Genomic DNA, 18,386 nt, shown 5'->3' with positions numbered 1-18,386 from the left:
TCGTACTGACTGCGGGCGAAGGGCTGACGCCGCCGCCCCTCGACGACCGGGCCGGCCGGCGGGTCCGGGCGGGTCATGACCGGTGGCGGATCATCGGCACCACGGTCAGCAGGGCGAGCGCCGCCCAGGTCGGCACCCACAGCGGTCGCTGCTGGGCCAGCGTCCCGAGCCCACCACCCACCGCGTAGCCGGCGAGCGTCAGGAGACCGAGCAGGGAGGCTCGTCTGGCCCTGCTCCGATTCGCTCGCGGGCCGGCCAGCCAGCGCACCACGCGTTCGCCGGTCTTCGCCACCGTGCCGGACTGGTAGGTGATGGTGGTGGAGATTCCGGCGGTCCGCACGAAGAGCGTGGCCAGGGCACCCATCGCGAACCCGCCGACGGCGGCCAGCAGCGCCCGGAGCTGCGGGTTAGTCCGGCCGTACTGGAACAACACGTTGAGCACCCCCCAGAGCGCGGCGGAGGCCACGGCGGCGGCGAGGCCGCGGGAGACCGGTGACCACCGGCTCCGGAGCGCACGCAGCCGGACGGTCAGGCCCGCCGCGACGGTGAACGCCACAAGCGACGCCGCCGCCGTCGGCCAGGCCGGATGTCCGCCGGCCGGTCCGATGCCCAGGAACACGACGTTGCTGGACTGGTTGGCCACGAAGGCTCCGTAGCGCAGGTAGGCGAAGGCGTCCAGAAAGCCGGCGACGGAGGTGGTTGCGGCCAGGACCACGAGCGGATGGCGGAATTCGCGGTACGAGTCCGCCAGGTCGGGTCCGTTCCGATTCGCCGGAGGGGGCGGTTCAGCACGCGGCATCGATCCTCCACACCTGGCGGTCTGATGGGTGATCCCGGTGAGGTCCGGCTCGTTCGCGACGAGTGCGATGACTTTTCGCAACCTATCGGACCTCGGATGCCGAATGGGCGGATACCACCGACTGCCACATGATCGGTTCGGGTTGACCGACCACGCCGAGGAATCGGAGTTTTCCTCGGTTCCCGTCCACGTGTGGCCGTTGCCTGGCTAGCCTCGCCCTAACGGCTCCGGGCGGCCACACGTCGGCCGGGAGCCGGATTTCGGGAGGCACTGACCAAAGGTGATTTCCGATGCCCGAGGCGTCCCTGCAGCGTCCCAAGATGCACACCGGCGGATCACCGACGACGAGCGACCTCCAGCGCTACCTGCTGCGCGCCATCGCCATCGCGGACGCGCCCTGCAAACTCTGGTTCCTCGAACAGATGCTGGTCCGCTCGGATGTCGCGGCGGGGCTGCCCCTGGATGCGGCGGTGGAAGACCTGATCTCCCGGGGATCGCTAGTCGACACCGCGGCCGGCCTGCGGCTGGCGTCACCGCGACTCCGCGACGGTGTGCTGGCGCAGACTCCGCCGTCGACGCATCGGGGACTGCGCGAGACCGCCGCCGAGGTACTGGCCGACGCCGACCGGCCGGCCCAGGCCGCCCGCCAACTGCTCCGCGCGATGCCGGCGGTGAGCCAGGCGGCCCGCGCGCTTGTCGACCGGCTGGTGACCGATCCAGCGGTGAGCCCCACCCTCGCGGCGGACCTGCTGCTGGCGGGCGGCGCGGCCGGCCCGGCGGATCGGTACCTGGACTGGCTTGTCCGCACCACCGACAACCTCTTCCTCGCCGGGCGGCTCGCGGAGGCCATGCACCTGCTGCACACCGAACTCGCCGTGGACCGGTACGGCCCGCGCGAGCGGGCCCTCCTGCTGGCCCGGCTGGGTGCCTACTACGCCACTCAGCGCCCCTCGCTGTCGATGAGCTACCTCGACCGGGCGCTTGAACAACACCTGAGCGTCACGGACCTGAGCTGGACGCTCGCCATGCGGGCCTCGGTGGCGGCCCGGTTCGGTTATCCCGACAGTGCTGAGCTGCTGGCCGAGGCGGAACGGGCACACCGGGCCGCCCCCACCGCCGGCAGCGAGATCCGGCTCGCCCTGGCGCACGCGGCACACGCCACGTCCGGCGCCGACCTGCCCCGGGCTGCGCGGTTCCTGCGTGAGGTCGACGCCGGCGCGCCAGCGGCCCGCAGCCAGGCCGTCTTCCTGCGGGTCGACCGGATCGCCAACCAACTCGCCCTCGGCCAGTTCACCGACGCACGGACCGCCCTCGATGCGGTCACCGACGAGATCGACATGCTCGGGGATGTGGCCCTGCCGCTGGTCACCGCACTGGACTGCGTCGCCCGTCTCGCGGTGGGCGAGTTCGCCGAGGCCGCGGCACGAGCCCGGCTCGCCCTCGACGAGTTGGCGGCCAACGCGTTGACGGTCGAGACCCGGGCCACCTTGCTCGCCACCGTCGTGGAGGTCCTGCTCCGCCGGGGCGAGGTGTCCATGGCCCGGGCGCTGCTGGCACCGGAGAAACCGGCGCTGGAGTGGCCGGACGGCTTGCAGTGGTTCCGGCTCGCCGCCGCCGCTGCCGCCGATCCCGAACCGGGACGGTACGCCACCCTACTCAACGCGATCCTGGAGATGTCGAACCGGTCGGCGGCGCCCCTGCTGCTGGTGCCGCACCACGGTCCGGGACTGGTCCGCACCGCTCTGCTGCTCGGCGACCAGCGGCACGCCCAGGTGCTCACAAACCATCTCAAACGCGTCGCCGGCACGGTGAACAACCGGCTCTGGCAGGGCATCGCCCATCATGCCGTCGGTCTCACCACCGGCGATCCCGCCGCGTTGGCCACGGCGGTGACCCGACTGCGGACCACCACGGCACGTCCGGCGCTGGCCGACGCGCTGTTCGATTTGGGGCGATCGCCGCACGTACCGCCGGCACAGGCGATCGCCGCGCTCGACGAGTGCGCCGCCCTCTACGCGCGGCTCGGTGCCACCGGCGACCATGATCGGACGCGCCGGTACCGCAGCCAACTCGGCGACGGCGGGCGGAGCCGGGTCCGGGACGACGGCGTCGCCGCGCTCACCCCCGCCGAAGCGCGGGTCGCCGAACTGCTCGCCGGTGGCGCGACCAAGCAGCAGGCCGCCGCCGAACTCTTCGTCTCCTTCCACACCGTGGACAGCCACCTGCGGGCGATCTACGCCAAGCTCGGCATCCGGACCCGGGTACAGCTGGCCCGCCTCTGGGACGCCAGGGAGCGGCACTGACGGGCCGAGCCGTACCGGCGTACCGGCGCGAACTGCGGACGCCATGACCGGGCGAACGGGTCATGGCGTCCGCAGCTCGGGGCTCAGTGCCGCTGCACGGCGCTCTTCGCCTTCGGCATCACCTCGATGATCTCCCGGGACATGTTGAGGGTGTCGGCGACCACCTGCGGCGGGACGTTTGCCAGCCACTGCGCGAGCGACACGTCCTCGAACTTCGCGGACCGGAACAGCTCCAGGTAGACGAACGGCTCGTCGCCGAGGTTCTCGATGTAGTGGCCGAGCGAGATCGGCACGTATCCGACATCGCCCCGCTGGAGGTTGAAGGTGCGGGCCGTGGCACCGCCACTGAAGACCCCCATGCGGCCCTGGCCGGAGATCACGTACTGCATCTCGGCACCGTTGGGGTGCCAGTGCAGTTCCCGCATCGCGCCCGGCTCGAGCTCCACCATGGCGACCGTCGTGCTCGTCGCCGCGGCGAAGTTTGTCGAGTCGGCGATCCGTACGCTGCCGCCCTCGAAACGCTCCGGTGTCTGGGCGAGGAACTGATGCTTGAAGGTCCGCGGCACGTCGCCGGCGGGACTGAATACCCGCTGTTCGGCCAGCGGCGGCGGAATGTCGCCCTTGAACATGTACTTCTCGCGCTCCGGCAGGTTGCGCATCTGCTCCATGCTCCAGCCGAAGTTCTTGGCGATCACCGACTTGGGTACGTGGGAGAGGAAGTCGGTCAGCTGGAAGGTGGCGTCCTCGGAGTAGCAACCATCGTCGAACACCAGGAGGAACTCCATGCCCTCCTCGAATGCCTGGATGTAGTGCGGGATACCGGCCGGGAAGTACCAGAGGTCGCCTTCCTTGACGTCTTCGAGAAAGTTGCGTCCTTCCTGGTCCACCGCGCCGATCCGGCCGCTGCCCTTGAGGATGATCGACCATTCGGACTGGATGTGCCAGTGCAGTTCCCGGTACGCCCCCGGGTCGAGCTTCATGTCGATGATCGCCAGGTCGTGTGCGATCGGCAGGAGCCGGTCGGTGATCTCCCGGGTCCAACCGCCGCTCTCCCGGCGGGTGTGCGCCAGCGAGAACGGGAAAACCATGTTCGGCAGCAGACCGTCGTCGGTCGACGGCGGCGTGACCAGGTCGGGGTGGGTGTCGTCGATCGCCGGGTTACGCGGCAGTGTGCCCACAAGTGACCCGTGGCCATCCGAGCTCATGCCGAACTCGTCAGCGGACTTGCGCATCGCGAAGAACCTTTCGCTCAGGAGTCGCCACGGTGGCGACCCGGGACGGAAAAAGCAGCGCGCGGACGCGTCCAGTTCCCTGGAGCGCGACGGCGAACGGAATTGCGACACAGAGGAAAACCAGTGCCGCAATACTCCAGACGGGAGCGTCAATGGCGACGCCGACGGCGGCCAGTGCGCCGAATGAGTAGAATTTGACGCGCAATCCGGTCATGGCGGCGCAGACCTCCCTGCTTGCGACTGGCGTGACGGTGGCCGTAAATCAGATCCTGGCGCGGCGATCCCTGTCGCGGAATCACGTGATCGCGCCATTCGGGCCGAGGCCGCATCCCAAAGAATCGGCATGTTGCCGCCGACATGGCGTCGTTTAGCCGCCTAACGGCCGGGTAGGGTGCCGAATGTCCAATAGCCGAGGCAGAAACGGACCCCCGGCCAGGAAAGCACCAGGTTCCTGGCAGCGCACCCAATTCGACTTCCGGTACCCATTGTTCGCCCTGATGCTGGGCACGGGCCTGGCCGGCGTTGTCGACGCCTTCGCGTTCCTGCGTTACAAGGTATTTGTCGGCATCCAGACCGGCAACGTGGCCTTCGTCGGAATGGGACTGGCCGGACACCTGCCGGCGTGGCCCTCCGCGCTGGCTTCGCTCGTCGCGTTCGGCCTGGGCGGTCTGCTCGGTGCCGGGTTCAGGAGGCTGCCCCGGGTCGGCCCGTTGACGCCGCCGGGGCTGGAACTGGTCGCGCTGCTGGTGCTGCTCGTCCTCTGGGGCCTGGTCGACCGGTCACTCGACTCGGGTCGCGGCTCGTTGGGCGAACGGACGCTGCTGACCGCCCTCTGCGCCTTCCCGGTCGGCATCCTCGGCGGGCTCGTCACCCGTACCTTCGGCGTGCAGACCGCGACGTCGTTCCAGACGGGAACGGTGTTGCGTACCACCCGGGGCTTTGCCGACTGGGTCTTCGACCGGGGCGACACCGGACCGGCCCGCAAGATCGCCGGGATCGGGTTGCTGTGTCTGGCGAGCTATGCGATCGGCGGGTACGTCGGCGCCGCGACCCAGCAGCGCCCGATCGTCACCTACGCGGTCACCTGGGCGCTGATCGTGGTGCTTCTGCTGCTCGCCCTGGTCAAACGGCCGACGCCGTGAGGTGGCTGCCGGCGGCCAGCAGGACCGGCGGAGCGCCGGGTACCCACCCGCCCGCCGGGCCTTCGCCACCGAACTGGTCGTGACGAGACCCGGCGGATTGGAAGAACGGGTGGTCAGTGCACGTGGTCGGGCTCGTCGTCGAACTCCACGAACGGGTGCTCGTCGAGCCGACCGACCAGCCGGTCGTCGGCCGCCGGCTGGAACGGGCCCACCGGATCGTCGTCGTCGAAGGACTCCAGGTCGACCGGCGTGCCGACCTCGCTGACCATCACCACGCCGTCGAGCGGCTCCAGCTCCGGCACATCGAGCGCGCCGAGCGAGCCGTCGCCGCTCTGGAGCAGCTCCAGCACCGCCTCGCCGACGCCCTCCACCGGCGGCGCCTCCTCGTCGGCCGGCAGTCCCTCCCGCCGGGCCGCGTCGGCGACCCGGATCAGCGCCGAGACGCTCGGCACCCGGTAGTCGCGCCGCTGGCGCACGGAGATCACCTGGGGGTGCGGGTCGCTGGGTTCGATCCCCTCCTCGGCGCCGAAACGCCGGTCGGCCTCGTCCGGGTCGATCGACTCGACATCCCACGGCGTGACCTCGCCGAAGGCGTCCATGAGCTGCTCGTCGTAGGCGAACGACGCGTTGTTCAACGCCACGTACGCCTGCCAGACGTCGTCGTCGTCGATTCGGCCCTGCGCGGCGCGGACCGCGGCCAGGTGGTGGCGGGCCGCTTCGATCACGCGCTCGAGAGCGGCGTCCAGCTCACCGTGCTGGTCGGTCATATGAGGCGTCCCCTTCACGTTGCGAGGTGCCGCGCCCGAGCCGGGCGCGGGTCAGCAGGTACGCAGGAACCGGTCGAGAACCCGCACGCCGAACTGTAGTCCGTCCACCGGAACCCGCTCGTCGATGCCGTGGAACAGGGCCGAGAAGTTCAGATCGGGCGGCAGCCGCAACGGCGCGAAGCCGAAGCAGCGGACGCCGAGCCGCGAGAAGGCCTTGGCGTCGGTGCCGCCGGAGAGCATGTACGGCACCGGCCGCGCCCCCGGATCCTCGGCCCGCAACGCGGCTGACATCGCCTCGACCAGGTCACCGTCGAAGGTGGTCTCCAGCGCCGGCTGGCGCTGGACGTACTCGATCGCGATGTCCGGGCCGACCAGCTCGCGCAGCTGCCGTTCCAGCAGCTCGGACTGGCCGGGCAGGCTGCGGCAGTCGATGGTGGCGCTGGCCCGGCCGGGGATCACGTTGTCCTTGTAGCCGGCGGCGAGTCGGGTCGGGTTGGCGGTGTTGCGGATGGTCGCGCCGATGATGTTGGCGATCGGGCCGAGCTTGGCGATGGCGGTTTCCGGGTCCTCCGGGTCCAGCTCGATGCCGAGCACCTCGGAGACCTCCTCCAGGAAGGCCCGCACGGTGTCGGTGACCACCACCGGGAAGCGGTGCCGCCCGACCCGGGCCACCGCCTCGGCCAGCGCGGTGACGGCGTTGTCGTCGTGCACCATCGAGCCGTGCCCGGGCCGCCCCTTGGCGTGCAGCCGCAGCCAGTCGATGCCCTTCTGCGCGGTCTCGATCAGGTAGAGCCGCCGCGACTCGTCGACCGTGTACGAGAAGCCGCCGACCTCGCCGATGCCCTCGGTGCACCCGTCGAAGAGCTCCCGGTGCCGGGTGGTCAGGAAGTGCGCTCCGTACTCGCTGCCCGCCTCCTCGTCGGCGGTGTACGCAAGCACGATGTCGCGCGGCGGGCGGACGCCGGTGCGCTGCCAGTGCCGCACCACCGCCAGGACCATCGCGTCGAAGTCCTTCATGTCGATGGCGCCCCGACCCCAGAGGTAGCCGTCGCGCAGCTCCCCGGAGAAGGGATGCACCGACCACTCGTCGGGGTCGGCCGGCACCACGTCCAGGTGCCCGTGCACGAGCAAAGCACCCCGGCTCGGCTCGGTGCCGGGAATCCGGGCGACCACGTTGGCCCGCCCGGGTGCGGACTCGTGCAGCACCGGCTCGATGCCGACCTCGGCGAGCTTCTCCGCGACGTACTCCGCGGCGCGGCGCTCCCCCGCGCTTGTGGCGTTCTCGCCGGTGTTCGTGGTGTCGATGCGCAGCAGGTCCCGGCAGAGCTCGACGACCTCGTCGGTCGGCGCGGGAAAGGCGGAGTGGGCGTCGCTCGTCATCGCCTCTTCATACCAGCTCACCGTTTCGGTAGGGGCACGCCAGCACCCCGTTTCGGCGCGGGGCGGTGCGGGTACTGCGCGCCCGTCCCGGTGCCATATCATCGTCGCTCCGCCCGCGAGATCATCGTCGCTGCGCCCGTCCGCCGAGGAGGGACCATGTCCGTCCACCTGCCGCCGCTGCCCCCCACCCCCGGCGACGGCTACCAGCCCGCCGGGCGCAGCATCGCCGACACCATCGCCGAGGAGCACCAGCAGCTGCTGGGGCTGACCAGGCGGCTGGTCGAGCCCGGCCCGGACCCGGAGCACGGGCGGGAGATCCTGGTCGCCGCGCTGTCCCGGCACCTCTCCGCCGAGGAGCAGTACCTGCTGCCCGCCGTCCGGCAGGCCCTCAGCGACGCCGACGGGCCGGTGGGCGAGGTGCTGGCCGGTGACGCCGCCCTGCTCATGGCGCTGCGCGGGCTCACCGACGACCGCCTCGCCATGGTGGCCCAGCTGGTCGAGGCGCACGTGGTGGCGGTCGACGCGCTGGTGCAGCGGCTCTGTGCCAGCGCCAGCGAGGAGGAGCTGATCCGGCTCGGTAACCGGCTGGAGATCGCCGAGGAGGCCGCGCCGACCCGCCCGCACCCGGGCGTGCCGCACACTCCGCCCTGGAACCGGATCGTCGAGCCGGCGGTGGCGCTGGTCGACAAGCTCCGCGACGCGGTCACCGGACGGCACACCCAGCTCAGTGAGCTGAGCGACCTGGGCGAGCCACCGCAGCGCTGAGGGCCGCAACAGGTTCATGGGCGTTGATCCGTACGGACCCTTCCATCAATCGCTCCGTCGTCCTACCGTCACGCTATGAATCTGGAGTTGCGCCACCTGCGGGTGGTCTGCGCCATCGCGGAGACGGGGAGCGTGACAAAGGCGGCCTCGACGCTCGGCCTGGCCCAGCCGGCGCTGACCGCCCAGCTCCAGCGGATCGAACGGACCCTGGGCGGGCCGCTGTTCGAACGGGACCGCCGGGGCGCCCGCCCGACCGCCCTCGGTGAGCTGGTGCTCGCCCGGGCCCGGGTGCTGTTGCCGGCGATGAAGGGGCTCCAGGACGAGGCGGCCCGACTGGCCGGTGCGGGTGACGCGCCCCGCCGCTACCGGTTCGGCGGGGTGAACAGCCCGATCCTGGGCCGGTTGGTGCACCGGCTCGCCGCCGAGCAGCCGTCGGCCCAGATCACCACGCACGCCTCCTGGTCGGTCGACGAACTGGTCCAGTTGGTCGCCACCGGCCGGCTGGACTACGCGCTGACCGGCGTCTGCGGCGACTCCACCCCCTCGGCGGACTACGGCCTGAGTTGGCGGGAGGTCGCGGTTGATCCGGTGATGGTGCTGCTACCGGAGACGCATCCGCTGGCCGCGCGGGACGAGGTGGCCCTGACCGACCTGCGGCACGAGCAGTGGGTGGCGGCACCGGGGGACGGCTGCTTCGGCGACTGCTTCGCCGCCGCCTGCGCGCGCGCCGGCTTCACCCCACGAAAGGTGTACGAGGCCGACGTACGCGGCTGCTTCGACCTGGTGGACGCCGGTGAGGCGGTGGCGTTGTGTCAGGCCACCTTCCGGCCGGTGGCGGGCCTGGTGACCCGCCGGCTGGCCGGCTCCCCACTGCGCTGGCGGCTGATGCTGGGCTGGCACCCGGAGTCCCCCGCCGCCCGGATGGCCGACCTGGTGCTGGAGACGGCGCTGGCCGCGTACACCGACGCCCTCGCGCCGCATCCGGCGTACCTGGCCTGGCTGCTGCGCAACCCGGCGTTCGGGCTGCGGCGACCGCTGACCGCGGCGATCGATCCCGGGGTGCGAACCGCCTGACGACGGGTATGTGGCGGCATGACCGACCTCTATCCCGCCGCCGACGACCGCGAGGTGCTGCGCGAGGCGGCCGTCCGGCACACCGCTGCCGTCCGGGACGTGGAAGCCTTCCTGCGCCGACTGCCGGAGGTACCCGACCCGGCCGACCTGACCGAGTACGCCAACCTGATCACCCGTGAGGAGCAGACCCGCGCCGACCGGCAGGCCGCCGCGGACGCCGCCGGCCTGACCATCGCCAGCCTGGAAACCGAGTAACCCACCCACCCCACCCACCCACCGCTCAGCCTCGTTGATCATGAGGTTGACGGCAGTTTGAAGATCAAATAATGCCGCCAACCTCATGGTCAACGGGATTGGGGTGGGTGGGGTGGGTGGGTGGGTGGGTGGTTAGCGTTCGGTGAGGATGTCGTGGCCCAGGTCCAGCAGGGAGTGGCGCCATTCGTCGTCGGCGGTGCCCCGCTCGGGTCGCGCGGCGGTCAGTGCGCGGATGCGCTCGACCGCCTCCCGCATCACCTCGATGTCCTCGGGCGTCAGATCGACCTTGCGCTTGCGCAGCACGGCGAGAATCTGCCGGCCCGGCTCGGGCAGGTCCAGGTCCGGGTTCGGGCCGAACGCCTCCTCGCCGGAGCCCCGGGTCAGCAACCACTGCCGCAACTGCTCGGACGGCACGTTGACCTCGGCGTGGAAGTCCTCCCAGAGCAACTCCACCTCGGGATCGAGTCGCTGCTCGCGTACCATCAAGCCTCCTCTGTCGGCGGCGGCCCGGACGGCTCCGGGTGCCCCTGGTCGAGCTGCCCGTCCAGGCCCTCCTCCGGCACCTGCACCCGACGGGGGTTCGCCGTCGGCGGGGCCAGGATCGGTTCGGTCAGGTCGTCGTCCCGGCTCTCTTCCGGTTCGGTCATCGGTACCCTCCGCCTCAGCGCGGATGCGAGGTCGTGGCCGCCGTGTAGCCACGCGTGCCGGCCGCCACGTCGAAGGCGAGCCGCCCGTCCCGGCCGTCGACGGTCACCCGCTGGCCCGGTGACAGCTGCTCTTCCAGCAGCATCCGGGAGAGGTGGTTGTCCACCTCCCGCTGGATGACCCGGCGCAGCGGTCGGGCACCGTACTCCGGCTGGTAGCCGTGCTCGGCGATCCAGTCCACCCCGGCGGTGGTGAACTCCACCTCGATGTCCTGGGCGTGCAGCCGGCGGCGGGTCTCCTCCAGCAGCAGCTCGGTGATCTGGCGCAGCTGCTCGGCCTCCAGCCGACGGAAGATGATCACCTCGTCGATCCGGTTGAGGAACTCCGGTCGGAAGTTCTCCTGCAACCGGCGCATCAGCCGGTCCCGCAGCTCGTCGCTCTCCTGGCTACTGCCCGGCGCGCCGGCACCGAACCCGACCGCCCGTTGGCTGCCGGTGATCAGCTCCGAACCGAGGTTGCTGGTCATGATCAGTACGGTGTTCTTGAAGTTGACCGTACGCCCCTGGCTGTCGGTCAGCCGCCCGTCGTCGAGCACCTGCAACAGGATGTTGAACACGTCGGGGTGGGCCTTCTCGATCTCGTCCAGCAGCACCACCGCGTACGGGCGGCGGCGCACCGCCTCGGTGAGCTGGCCCGCCTCCTCGTAGCCGACGTAGCCGGGTGGCGCGCCGACCAGCCGGCTGACCGTGTGCCGCTCCTGGAACTCGCTCATGTCCACCCGGACCATCCGGTCGGCCTCGCCGAACAGCGCCTCCGCCAGGGCGCGGGCCAGCTCAGTCTTGCCGACCCCGGTGGGGCCGAGGAACAGGAAGCTGCCCATCGGGCGGTTCGGGTCGGCCAGCCCGGTACGGGACCGGCGCACCGCCTCGGCCACCGCGCCGACCGCGTCGTCCTGCCCGACCACCTTCTCGTGCAGGTGCCCCTCGAGGCGCAGCAGCCGCTCCCGCTCCTCCTCGGTGAGCTGGCTGGCCGGGATGCCGGTGGCCCGGGACACCACCTCGGCGATTTCGTCCGGGCCCACCTCGGGCACCTGGCTGCCGCCGCCGTCCTCGCCCCGGGCCCGCTGGACCTGCTGCTCCAGTTCGGCCACCCGGTCACGCAGCGTGGAGGCGCGTTCGTACTGCTCGTCGGAGACCGCCTGCTCCTTGTCCCGGCGTACGTCGTCGAGCTGCTGCTCCAGGTCGCGCACGTCGGCGGCGGGGGTGCGGGTGCGCAGCCGGACGCGGGCGCCGGCCTGGTCGATCAGGTCGATCGCCTTGTCCGGCAGGTAGCGGTCGGTGAGGTACCGGTCGGACAGCTCGGCGGCGGCGACCAGCGCCTCGTCGGTGAAGCGCACCTGGTGGTGGGCCTCGTAGCGGTCCCGCAGGCCGCGCAGGATGGCCACGGTGTCCTCGACGGAGGGCTCGGGTACGAACACCGACTGGAACCGCCGGGCCAGCGCGGCGTCCTTCTCGATGCTGCGCCGGTACTCGTCGAGCGTGGTCGCTCCGATCACCCGCAGCTCGCCCCGGGCCAGCGCCGGCTTGAGCATGTTGGAGGCGTCCATCCCGCCCTCGCTGCCCGCGCCACCCGCACCGACCAGGGTGTGGATCTCGTCCAGGAAGATGATCAACTCTTCCCGGTGTGCCCGGATCTCGTCGATCACCTTCTTCAACCGCTCCTCGAAGTCACCCCGGTAACGGGTACCGGCGACCAGTCCCGCCAGGTCGAGCTGGACCACCCGCTTGCCGAGCAGGGTCTGCGGTACGTCACCGTCGCAGATCCGCTCGGCCAGGCCCTCCACGATCGCGGTCTTGCCGACGCCGGCCTCGCCGATCAGCACCGGGTTGTTCTTGGTCCGCCGGGAGAGGATCTCCACCGCCTGTTCGATCTCGTCAGCGCGCCCGATCACCGGGTCGATCTGGTCGGCGCGGGCCAGGTCGGTGAGGTCCTGGCCGTACTGGTCCAGGGTGGGCGTACCCCGGTCCGGTCGTGGCCCGTTCGTCGGACCGCGCTCGGCGTTTGCGGCCTGCAACGACTCGGGCTGGATCCGGCCGGCGGCGAGCATCCGGCCGGCCGGCGACTCGGGGTTCAGCGGCAACGCCATCAGGATGTGCTCGGGGCCGATGTAGTTCGCCCCCATCGCCCGGGACAACTGGTGGGCGTCGAGCAGCGCCCGCTTGGCCGCAGGGGTCAGCGACAGGTTCGGCGGCACCTCACCCTGCGGCGCACCGTCACCCCGCCCGCCGAGCGCGTTGACCAGGGTTTCCGGGTCGGCGCCCGCCCGACGTACCAGGTCACGTAGCGGCTCGCGCTGCAACGCCGCCCAGAGCAGATGGTCGGTGTCCAGGTCGTTGCTCTTCTTCTGGGCCGCCCGGCGTGCGGCGTCGGCCAGCATCTCCCGGGCATCGGCGGTCATCAGCCGGGTGATGTCGACCCGGTGCGCGGGCCGACGCCCGCCCTCGCCCCGGCCGAAGTACCGGGCCAGGAACTCGTCCCACGGGTCCGAGCCGAAGTCGCCGGGTCCAATCATCTCTGTCCTCCGCGGTCGGGCGCGAGACGGTCGGCACGGGCTACCCGGCCCCCGCCCGGACAAACGCGACCGCTCGGCAGCGCCCGGACGGGTGCCCCGGCGGCGCAACGGTCGGGCAGCTCAGGTGGTCGAAGGCCGCGTCGGCGCGGCGGTCGAGCAGGTGAGCCGGCCGGATGGCAGGGTGGGCGGATGAACCGGACTCCGCTGCTCATCGTGGACGCCGCAAACGTGGTCGGGTCTCGGCCGGACGGCTGGTGGCGCGACCGCGCCGGAGCCACCGCCCGGCTGCGGGACAGACTCGCACCGCTGGGCGGGCTCGGCATCCTGCCGGAGCTGCCTCCGCCGGTGGAGGTGGTGCTGGTGGTCGAGGGCGCCGCCCGGGAGGTGACCGGGGTGGACGGGGTACGGGTGGTGGCCGCCGCCGGTTCCGGGGACGACACGGTGGTGGACCTGGTCGCCGGGGCCGGCGACCGGCGCCGGCTGGTGGTCACTGCGGACCGGGTGCTGAGGGACCGGGTCACCGCGCTCGGTGCCGAGGTGCACGGACCGCGCTGGCTGCGCGGCTGACCAGGGCAGCGACCACGCGCCGACCGGGCGGATGCGGGCGGCCGGTGGCGCACCGTGATCCACTGCACACGAGTCCCACGAATCGGACTCGCGGCGCGGGTGGTCGACAACCGGTCAGCAGGGCAGGAACACTGACAGGGCACATGTTCTCCCCCGGACCGGCATAGGCTCTAATGGAGTCCTCCCCGCCCCCAGGAGGTTCCGCGTGGCGAGCGTCGCCGAGCTCAAGGCAGCCATCGATGTCGCACTTCAGCAGATCGGTGACGGCCAGAGCGCCGTGCAGGCCGCCGGCGAGAAGCTGGCCGAGGCGCAGCAGACGCTCGCCGGCGCGCTGGAGGGCAGCGGTCACGCCACCGTCGAGGCGGCCCAGGCGTCACTGACCCAGGCCAGCCAGGAGCTGGAGGAGTGCCTCGCCGCGACACTCGTCGCGATCGAGCAGGCTCAGCAGTACGTCGCGACGCTGTAGGGGCGGGCGTGTCCATCGTCGAGGATGTCGGTGCGCAGGTCCGTGCCGCCGCCGAGGAACTGCCGCTGGGCCTGCTGGCGCAGGCGCTGGAGAAGTTCGGGCTGGCCACCGAGCGGCTGCGCTGGGTGCGCCAGGAGTCGGCCAACCCGATGGGCGTACCGGAGCTCTCCGCCGCCACCGAGCACGCCGAGACGGCCGGGTACGCCCTGCGGGTCGCCCAGGAGCAGCTGACCGCCTACCTCGCCGCGATCGGGCTGGCCCCCGACGGCGCGCCACCACCGGCGGGTCGACCGACGGACCGGCCCACCCACGACGCGCCCCGGGGCGACGAGCCCGTGGCGGTGGCACCGGAGCCCGCTGGCGAGGTGCGGTTGCGCCGTTGGTGGTCGGTGCGGGTGGCGGAGCTGACCGGGGGCCGGGAAGGCCCGCCGGAGGAGCCGGACGAGCGGATCGCCGACTCCCGCGAGCTGCTGCACCGGGTGGTACGCGGGGTCCGCGCGGGCGACCGCGACCGGCTGCACCGCGACCTGCGCGGGGCGCACGCCGACGTCGGAATGGGGCTGGCCGCGGTGGCCCCACCGCTGCTGCGCGACCTGGCGGCGGAGTTGCTCGGGCACCCGCCGCGCGGCGACGACCTGGCCCGGTTGCACCGCGAGCTGGACGGCCGGGTGCGCGACCTGCTGCCCGGCCTGCCCGCCCCGGTGCTGGACACGCTGCTGACCCGGGTGTGCCGGATGCCTCCGCCGCGCCGGGACGGCGGTGAGCAGCCGCACGCCGCCGACCCGGCGGTGACCGCCGGCGTCCTCACCGGCGTCCTGCTCGACCGCCTCGGCCGCGACCTCCCGACAGATGAAAGGAAGGGCCCCGGGTTAACGCCTGATGCGGTGAAGGGGCCCCCGGTTAACGCCCCCGACGCCCGGAGCACCCGAGGCACCGGGATCAGGAGCCCCGAAAACAGAAGCCCCGAAAACAGGAGTCCCGGAAGCAGGAGCACCGGGAACGGGAGCACTGGGAGCACCGGCCGGCCGGGGCACGGGATCGATGGCTGACCGGCGTAACCAGCTGGTCGCCCGGGTCCGGGAACTGCTCGCCGAGGCGCTCGGCGCATCCCGGACCAGGTCGGCCACGGCGCAGACCGCGCTGGCCACCGCACGGGAGCGGGCGGTACGCGTACGGCGGGCCGCGGCCGGCGTACCGGAGCGGGTCGGTGCGGAACGGGACCGACGGCTGAGCGAGATCGAGACTGGGCACTCGGCGCGGCTGGCGGAGCTGGCCCGGCGGGCTGCCGAGGCCGCGGTGCGGGAGGCACCCGGCGCGGGCTCGGCGGACTGGTCGGCGTGGCGGCCCACCCCGGCCGAGCGGGCCGAGCCGCCGGGCATGGCCCGGGTCGGCACGCTGCGACTGCCGGAGCCGGGGCGGCAGAACGGCGGCATCGAACCGGTGCCGGCGCTGGTGGCGCTGCTCGACGGCGGCCACGTGGCGCTCGACGGTGACGCGGCGGGTTGCGCGGCGCTGGTCTCCGCGTTGCTGCTGCGCAGCCTGGGCCGGGCGGCACCGGGCAGCGTACGGCTGGTCGGCTACGACCCGGACCAGTTGGGCGGCGGGCTGGCCGGGTTCGCCCCGCTGGGCACGGCCGGGCTGCTCACCTTCGTCGGCCCCGGCGGCCTGGGCCGGCTCCTCGACGACCTGGTGGAGCAGATCCGCCGGATCAACGAGACCGTGCTGGCCGGTGAGCACGCCTCGCTGCGGGAGCTGGCCGCCGCGACGGGCCGCCGGCCGGAACCGTGGCGGGTCGCGGTGCTGCTCGGCGGGGACGAGCTGTCCCGGCACGAGCGTGGCCAACTCGACCGGGTGGTCCGTGCCGGCGTCGCGTGCGGCGTACACCTGATCGTGCGGGGGGTGCCGCTGCCGGAGGACCCGACGGTGACCCGGGTGGTGGTGACCGCCGACGGCGCCGACGTCGGCACCCTGCCGGTACGCCTCGATCCCCCGCCCCCGGCCGCGCTGGTGACCGAGACCTGCCGCCGGATCGCCTCGGTGGTCAGTGCCGGACCGGCACCGACCCCGTTCACCGATCTGCTGCCCCCGCCGGAGCAGATGTGGCAGGAGGACTCGGCGACCGGCCTGACCGCGCCGATCGGTGAGGGGCCGCAGGGACGGCCGGTGCTGCTGACCCTCGGTGACTACCCGCCGCACGCGCTGATCGGCGGCCCCTCCGGTACCGGCAAGACCAACCTGATCTTCGCCTGGATCGGCGCGCTGGCCGCCCGCTACTCCCCCGCCGAGCTGGAGTTCTACCTGCTGGACTTCAAGGAGGGGGTGTCCTTCGCCCGGTTCGCGAAGGGCCGTCGGGATCCGAGCTGGCTGCCGCACATGCGGTTGGTCGGCATCAACGTCAACACCGACCGCGAGTTCGGGCTGGCGCTGCTCCGCTTCCTTGCCGAGGAGCTGCGCCGGCGCGCCGACGCGGCGAAGAAACACGAGGTCACCAAGCTGGCCGAGCTGCGCGCGGTGGATCCCACCGGGCACTGGCCCCGGATCGTGGCGGTGGTGGACGAGTTCCAGATGCTGCTCGCCGGCCGGGACGCGGTGGCCCGGGAGGCGGCCGACCTGCTGGAGGACCTGGCCCGCCGGGGCCGGTCGCAGGGCATCCACCTGGTGCTGGCCTCGCAGGACGTCCGGGGCATCGAGGCGCTGTGGGGGCGGCCAGCGCTGGTCGCCCAGTTCACCCTCCGGATCGCGCTGCCCAAGGCGCTGCGGATCCTCGACGAACGCAACGACGCCGCCCAGTCGCTGCCGAAGTTCCACGCCGTGGTCAACGCCGAGTCGGGGTCCGCCGAGGGCAACCAGGTGGCCCGGATCCCCTCGGCCAGCGAATGGGAGACCTGGAGCGAGCTGCAACACCGGCTGTGGCGGATGCGCCCGGCCGAGGCGGCGCCGGCCCGGCTCTTCGACGGCGACGCGATCCCCCGGCTGGCCGACGCGCCGGACTTCCGGGCGCTGCGCGCACCCGAGACGGGTACGCCGCGCGGCCCGGTCGCCCTGCTCGGCGAGATCATCGACGTGCAGGCCCGGTCGGCGGCGCTGCGGCTGCCCCGGGCGCCCGGGCGCAACCTGGCCGTGCTGGGCACCCGGGTCGACGAGGCGTGCGCGGTGCTGGACGCGGCGGCCCGGTCGCTGGCCCGGCAGCACCGGCCGGGCAGCGCCCGGTTCTCCATCGCCTGCCTGGACCCGGACGCCGATCCGGCGGCCCGCGCGCTCTACGAGGACCTAGCCGACGACGCCGCCTGGTACGACGAGGAGAGCGTGACCGAGCTGATGGCCGAGACGGCCGACGGTCTCGGCGGACCTGGCGCCACCGGCGCGCCGCACTACCTGCTGCTCTTCGCCGTCGACGCGGCGGCCGGCGCGCTGGCCACCCGGGTCGGACGGGCGAGCGGGCTGGAGCACCTGCGCCGGATCATGCACGACGGACCCGAGCGGCGCACGCACGTGCTGGCCTGGTGGCGCGGGGTGGCCCGGATGCGCGCCGACCTGGGCGGCGCCGGGGCCCGCACCGACCAGATCGGCGCCTGGGTGGCGCTGGACACCCACGGCGGAGAGCTGAGCGGCTCGCTGTATCCGGGCACCAGTGGCCCGGACTGGTATCCCCGCCCGTGGCGGGGCCTCTTCTTCGACCGGGCGGTACACCGCACCGGGCAGACCATCATCCCGTATGGACCGTCCCGATGAACGAACCGGTGACCAGCGAAACGTACGCGGCCCAGCTCCGGCGACTGGCCGAGTTGACCGCACGGGTACGCGAGCAGCGGGCCGAGGCGTACGCCTGGCACGAGCAGCAGTGTGCGGCGGCCGACCGGGCCGTGGCCGAGTCGGCCGACGAGGTCAACCGGGCCGAACGGGAGCTGGTCGCGGCCCGTGAGTCCCAGGAGCGGGTGGATGCCGAGGTGGCGTTGCTGTGGCAGGAGCTGAACGCCCGGCTCGGCGGCGGTGGGCGGCGGGCGGGCACCCCACCGGCCCCCCGGGCGGACGCCACCGGCGACCCGGAGCCGCTGCTGGAGGCGGCCCGGGACCTGCTGCGCCGCACCCGGCAGCCGGGTGAGCTGCCGAGCGGCGTGAACCCGTTGCTGGCCCTCTGCGGGGTGGGCGGTGCGGTGCTGGCGTACGCCCTGGGCGCCGGTTTCCGGGCGCTGGCCGCGCGTGCCGACGGCGAGCTGGCGGTGGGCCTGCCGGTGCTGGCCCTGGTGGTGACGCTGCTCGGCCCGGTGCTGGGCCTGATCCCGGCGCGCCTGATCGCCGACCGCCGGCACGCCGTGCTGAGCCCGCGTCCGGTCATCGTGGTGGCCACCGCCGGTCTGGTGACCACCCTCCTGCTGCTGGTCACCGCCTGACCCCCAGCGTCAACGCGGGCCGGGCCAC

Annotated in this window: 18 protein-coding genes; 10 read left to right on the top strand and 8 right to left on the bottom strand. The window is 72.6% G+C overall.

All coding sequences use genetic code 11. The features are described 5' to 3' along the window. Positions 1–73: 73 nt before the first annotated feature. A complete protein-coding gene (locus AC507J_RS24290; protein ID WP_496291497.1) occupies positions 74–799 on the bottom strand; it encodes a YoaK family protein in 726 nt (241 codons plus the stop codon). A gap of 290 nt (positions 800–1,089) precedes the next feature. On the opposite strand from AC507J_RS24290, the gene AC507J_RS24285 reads away from it, so the two are divergent. Continuing rightward, complete coding sequence (locus tag AC507J_RS24285) at positions 1,090–3,102, top strand: helix-turn-helix transcriptional regulator (RefSeq protein WP_496291496.1); 2,013 nt, start codon at positions 1,090–1,092, stop codon at positions 3,100–3,102. Positions 3,103–3,185: 83 nt separating this feature from the next. On the opposite strand, the gene AC507J_RS24280 is transcribed toward AC507J_RS24285, so the two are convergent. Beyond that, a complete protein-coding gene (locus AC507J_RS24280; RefSeq protein ID WP_496291495.1) occupies positions 3,186–4,334 on the bottom strand; it encodes a cupin domain-containing protein in 1,149 nt (382 codons plus the stop codon). Continuing rightward, on the bottom strand, positions 4,318–4,548 hold the full coding sequence (locus AC507J_RS24275) for a hypothetical protein (RefSeq protein WP_496291494.1): 231 nt from the start codon (positions 4,546–4,548) through the stop codon (positions 4,318–4,320). The genes AC507J_RS24280 and AC507J_RS24275 overlap by 17 nt, the downstream gene beginning before the upstream one ends. A gap of 283 nt (positions 4,549–4,831) precedes the next feature. Between AC507J_RS24275 and AC507J_RS24270 the strand changes: the two genes are divergently transcribed. Continuing rightward, positions 4,832–5,476, top strand: a complete 645-nt coding sequence (locus AC507J_RS24270) for a DUF1275 family protein (protein ID WP_496291493.1) — start codon at positions 4,832–4,834, stop codon at positions 5,474–5,476. A gap of 113 nt (positions 5,477–5,589) precedes the next feature. On the opposite strand, the gene AC507J_RS24265 is transcribed toward AC507J_RS24270, so the two are convergent. Further along, positions 5,590–6,243 (bottom strand): hypothetical protein, encoded by a 654-nt coding sequence (locus AC507J_RS24265; RefSeq protein WP_496291492.1) that lies wholly within the window; start codon positions 6,241–6,243, stop codon positions 5,590–5,592. A 51-nt stretch (positions 6,244–6,294) separates the two neighbouring features. After that, positions 6,295–7,623 carry a M20/M25/M40 family metallo-hydrolase gene (locus AC507J_RS24260; RefSeq protein WP_496291491.1) on the bottom strand — a complete coding sequence of 443 codons (1,329 nt, stop codon included), beginning with the start codon at positions 7,621–7,623 and terminating at the stop codon, positions 6,295–6,297. A gap of 156 nt (positions 7,624–7,779) precedes the next feature. On the opposite strand from AC507J_RS24260, the gene AC507J_RS24255 reads away from it, so the two are divergent. From AC507J_RS24255 to AC507J_RS24245, 3 genes are all read left to right on the top strand, one after another. Next, positions 7,780–8,388, top strand: coding sequence for a hemerythrin domain-containing protein (locus AC507J_RS24255; RefSeq protein WP_496291490.1), 609 nt, complete (start codon positions 7,780–7,782; stop codon positions 8,386–8,388). A gap of 75 nt (positions 8,389–8,463) precedes the next feature. Then, positions 8,464–9,462 carry a LysR family transcriptional regulator gene (locus tag AC507J_RS24250; protein ID WP_496291489.1) on the top strand — a complete coding sequence of 333 codons (999 nt, stop codon included), beginning with the start codon at positions 8,464–8,466 and terminating at the stop codon, positions 9,460–9,462. A gap of 18 nt (positions 9,463–9,480) precedes the next feature. Further along, positions 9,481–9,717, top strand: coding sequence for a hypothetical protein (locus tag AC507J_RS24245; protein ID WP_496291488.1), 237 nt, complete (start codon positions 9,481–9,483; stop codon positions 9,715–9,717). A gap of 132 nt (positions 9,718–9,849) precedes the next feature. On the opposite strand, the gene AC507J_RS24240 is transcribed toward AC507J_RS24245, so the two are convergent. From AC507J_RS24240 to AC507J_RS24230, 3 genes are read right to left on the bottom strand one after another with little or no spacing between them, the layout of a single operon-like run. After that, positions 9,850–10,200 carry a DUF3140 domain-containing protein gene (locus tag AC507J_RS24240; protein WP_496291487.1) on the bottom strand — a complete coding sequence of 117 codons (351 nt, stop codon included), beginning with the start codon at positions 10,198–10,200 and terminating at the stop codon, positions 9,850–9,852. Continuing rightward, complete coding sequence (locus tag AC507J_RS24235; protein ID WP_496291486.1) at positions 10,200–10,364, bottom strand: hypothetical protein; 165 nt, start codon at positions 10,362–10,364, stop codon at positions 10,200–10,202. Before AC507J_RS24235 ends, AC507J_RS24240 begins: the two co-directional genes overlap by 1 nt. Before the next feature lie 14 nt (positions 10,365–10,378). Continuing rightward, positions 10,379–12,934, bottom strand: a complete 2,556-nt coding sequence (locus AC507J_RS24230; RefSeq protein WP_496291485.1) for an ATP-dependent Clp protease ATP-binding subunit — start codon at positions 12,932–12,934, stop codon at positions 10,379–10,381. A gap of 189 nt (positions 12,935–13,123) precedes the next feature. Between AC507J_RS24230 and AC507J_RS24225 the strand changes: the two genes are divergently transcribed. From AC507J_RS24225 to AC507J_RS24205, 5 genes are all read left to right on the top strand, one after another. Then, positions 13,124–13,501: a hypothetical protein gene (locus AC507J_RS24225; protein ID WP_496291484.1), complete on the top strand. Its 378-nt coding sequence runs from the start codon at positions 13,124–13,126 to the stop codon at positions 13,499–13,501. Between the two features lie 205 nt (positions 13,502–13,706). Then, positions 13,707–13,967: a hypothetical protein gene (locus tag AC507J_RS24220; RefSeq protein WP_111245968.1), complete on the top strand. Its 261-nt coding sequence runs from the start codon at positions 13,707–13,709 to the stop codon at positions 13,965–13,967. A gap of 8 nt (positions 13,968–13,975) precedes the next feature. Next, a complete protein-coding gene (locus tag AC507J_RS24215) occupies positions 13,976–15,016 on the top strand; it encodes a hypothetical protein (protein WP_496291483.1) in 1,041 nt (346 codons plus the stop codon). Then, entirely contained in the window at positions 15,009–17,699 is a 2,691-nt protein-coding gene (locus AC507J_RS24210; RefSeq protein WP_496291482.1) for an FtsK/SpoIIIE domain-containing protein, read from the top strand. The genes AC507J_RS24215 and AC507J_RS24210 overlap by 8 nt, the downstream gene beginning before the upstream one ends. Beyond that, positions 17,696–18,358, top strand: a complete 663-nt coding sequence (locus tag AC507J_RS24205) for a hypothetical protein (RefSeq protein WP_496291481.1) — start codon at positions 17,696–17,698, stop codon at positions 18,356–18,358. The genes AC507J_RS24210 and AC507J_RS24205 overlap by 4 nt, the downstream gene beginning before the upstream one ends. The last annotated feature ends 28 nt before the right edge of the window (positions 18,359–18,386 follow it).

This window comes from Micromonospora sp. PRAS1, from assembly GCF_059553435.1.
Note: the sequence above shows the minus strand (reverse complement) of the source record. Positions and strands in the feature narration are given on the sequence as shown.

Coding starts and splice junctions, on each gene's coding strand:
- AC507J_RS24270 (WP_496291493.1), top strand. CDS start 4,832: ATGCTGGGCACGGGCCTGGCCGGCGTTGTCGACGCCTTCGCGTTCCTG.
- AC507J_RS24285 (WP_496291496.1), top strand. CDS start 1,090: ATGCCCGAGGCGTCCCTGCAGCGTCCCAAGATGCACACCGGCGGATCA.
- AC507J_RS24260 (WP_496291491.1), bottom strand. CDS start 7,623: ATGACGAGCGACGCCCACTCCGCCTTTCCCGCGCCGACCGACGAGGTC.
- AC507J_RS24210 (WP_496291482.1), top strand. CDS start 15,009: ATGGCTGACCGGCGTAACCAGCTGGTCGCCCGGGTCCGGGAACTGCTC.
- AC507J_RS24235 (WP_496291486.1), bottom strand. CDS start 10,364: ATGACCGAACCGGAAGAGAGCCGGGACGACGACCTGACCGAACCGATC.
- AC507J_RS24280 (WP_496291495.1), bottom strand. CDS start 4,334: ATGCGCAAGTCCGCTGACGAGTTCGGCATGAGCTCGGATGGCCACGGG.
- AC507J_RS24275 (WP_496291494.1), bottom strand. CDS start 4,548: ATGACCGGATTGCGCGTCAAATTCTACTCATTCGGCGCACTGGCCGCC.
- AC507J_RS24205 (WP_496291481.1), top strand. CDS start 17,696: ATGAACGAACCGGTGACCAGCGAAACGTACGCGGCCCAGCTCCGGCGA.
- AC507J_RS24265 (WP_496291492.1), bottom strand. CDS start 6,243: ATGACCGACCAGCACGGTGAGCTGGACGCCGCTCTCGAGCGCGTGATC.
- AC507J_RS24245 (WP_496291488.1), top strand. CDS start 9,481: ATGACCGACCTCTATCCCGCCGCCGACGACCGCGAGGTGCTGCGCGAG.
- AC507J_RS24290 (WP_496291497.1), bottom strand. CDS start 799: ATGCCGCGTGCTGAACCGCCCCCTCCGGCGAATCGGAACGGACCCGAC.
- AC507J_RS24225 (WP_496291484.1), top strand. CDS start 13,124: ATGAACCGGACTCCGCTGCTCATCGTGGACGCCGCAAACGTGGTCGGG.
- AC507J_RS24230 (WP_496291485.1), bottom strand. CDS start 12,934: ATGATTGGACCCGGCGACTTCGGCTCGGACCCGTGGGACGAGTTCCTG.
- AC507J_RS24255 (WP_496291490.1), top strand. CDS start 7,780: ATGTCCGTCCACCTGCCGCCGCTGCCCCCCACCCCCGGCGACGGCTAC.
- AC507J_RS24240 (WP_496291487.1), bottom strand. CDS start 10,200: ATGGTACGCGAGCAGCGACTCGATCCCGAGGTGGAGTTGCTCTGGGAG.
- AC507J_RS24250 (WP_496291489.1), top strand. CDS start 8,464: ATGAATCTGGAGTTGCGCCACCTGCGGGTGGTCTGCGCCATCGCGGAG.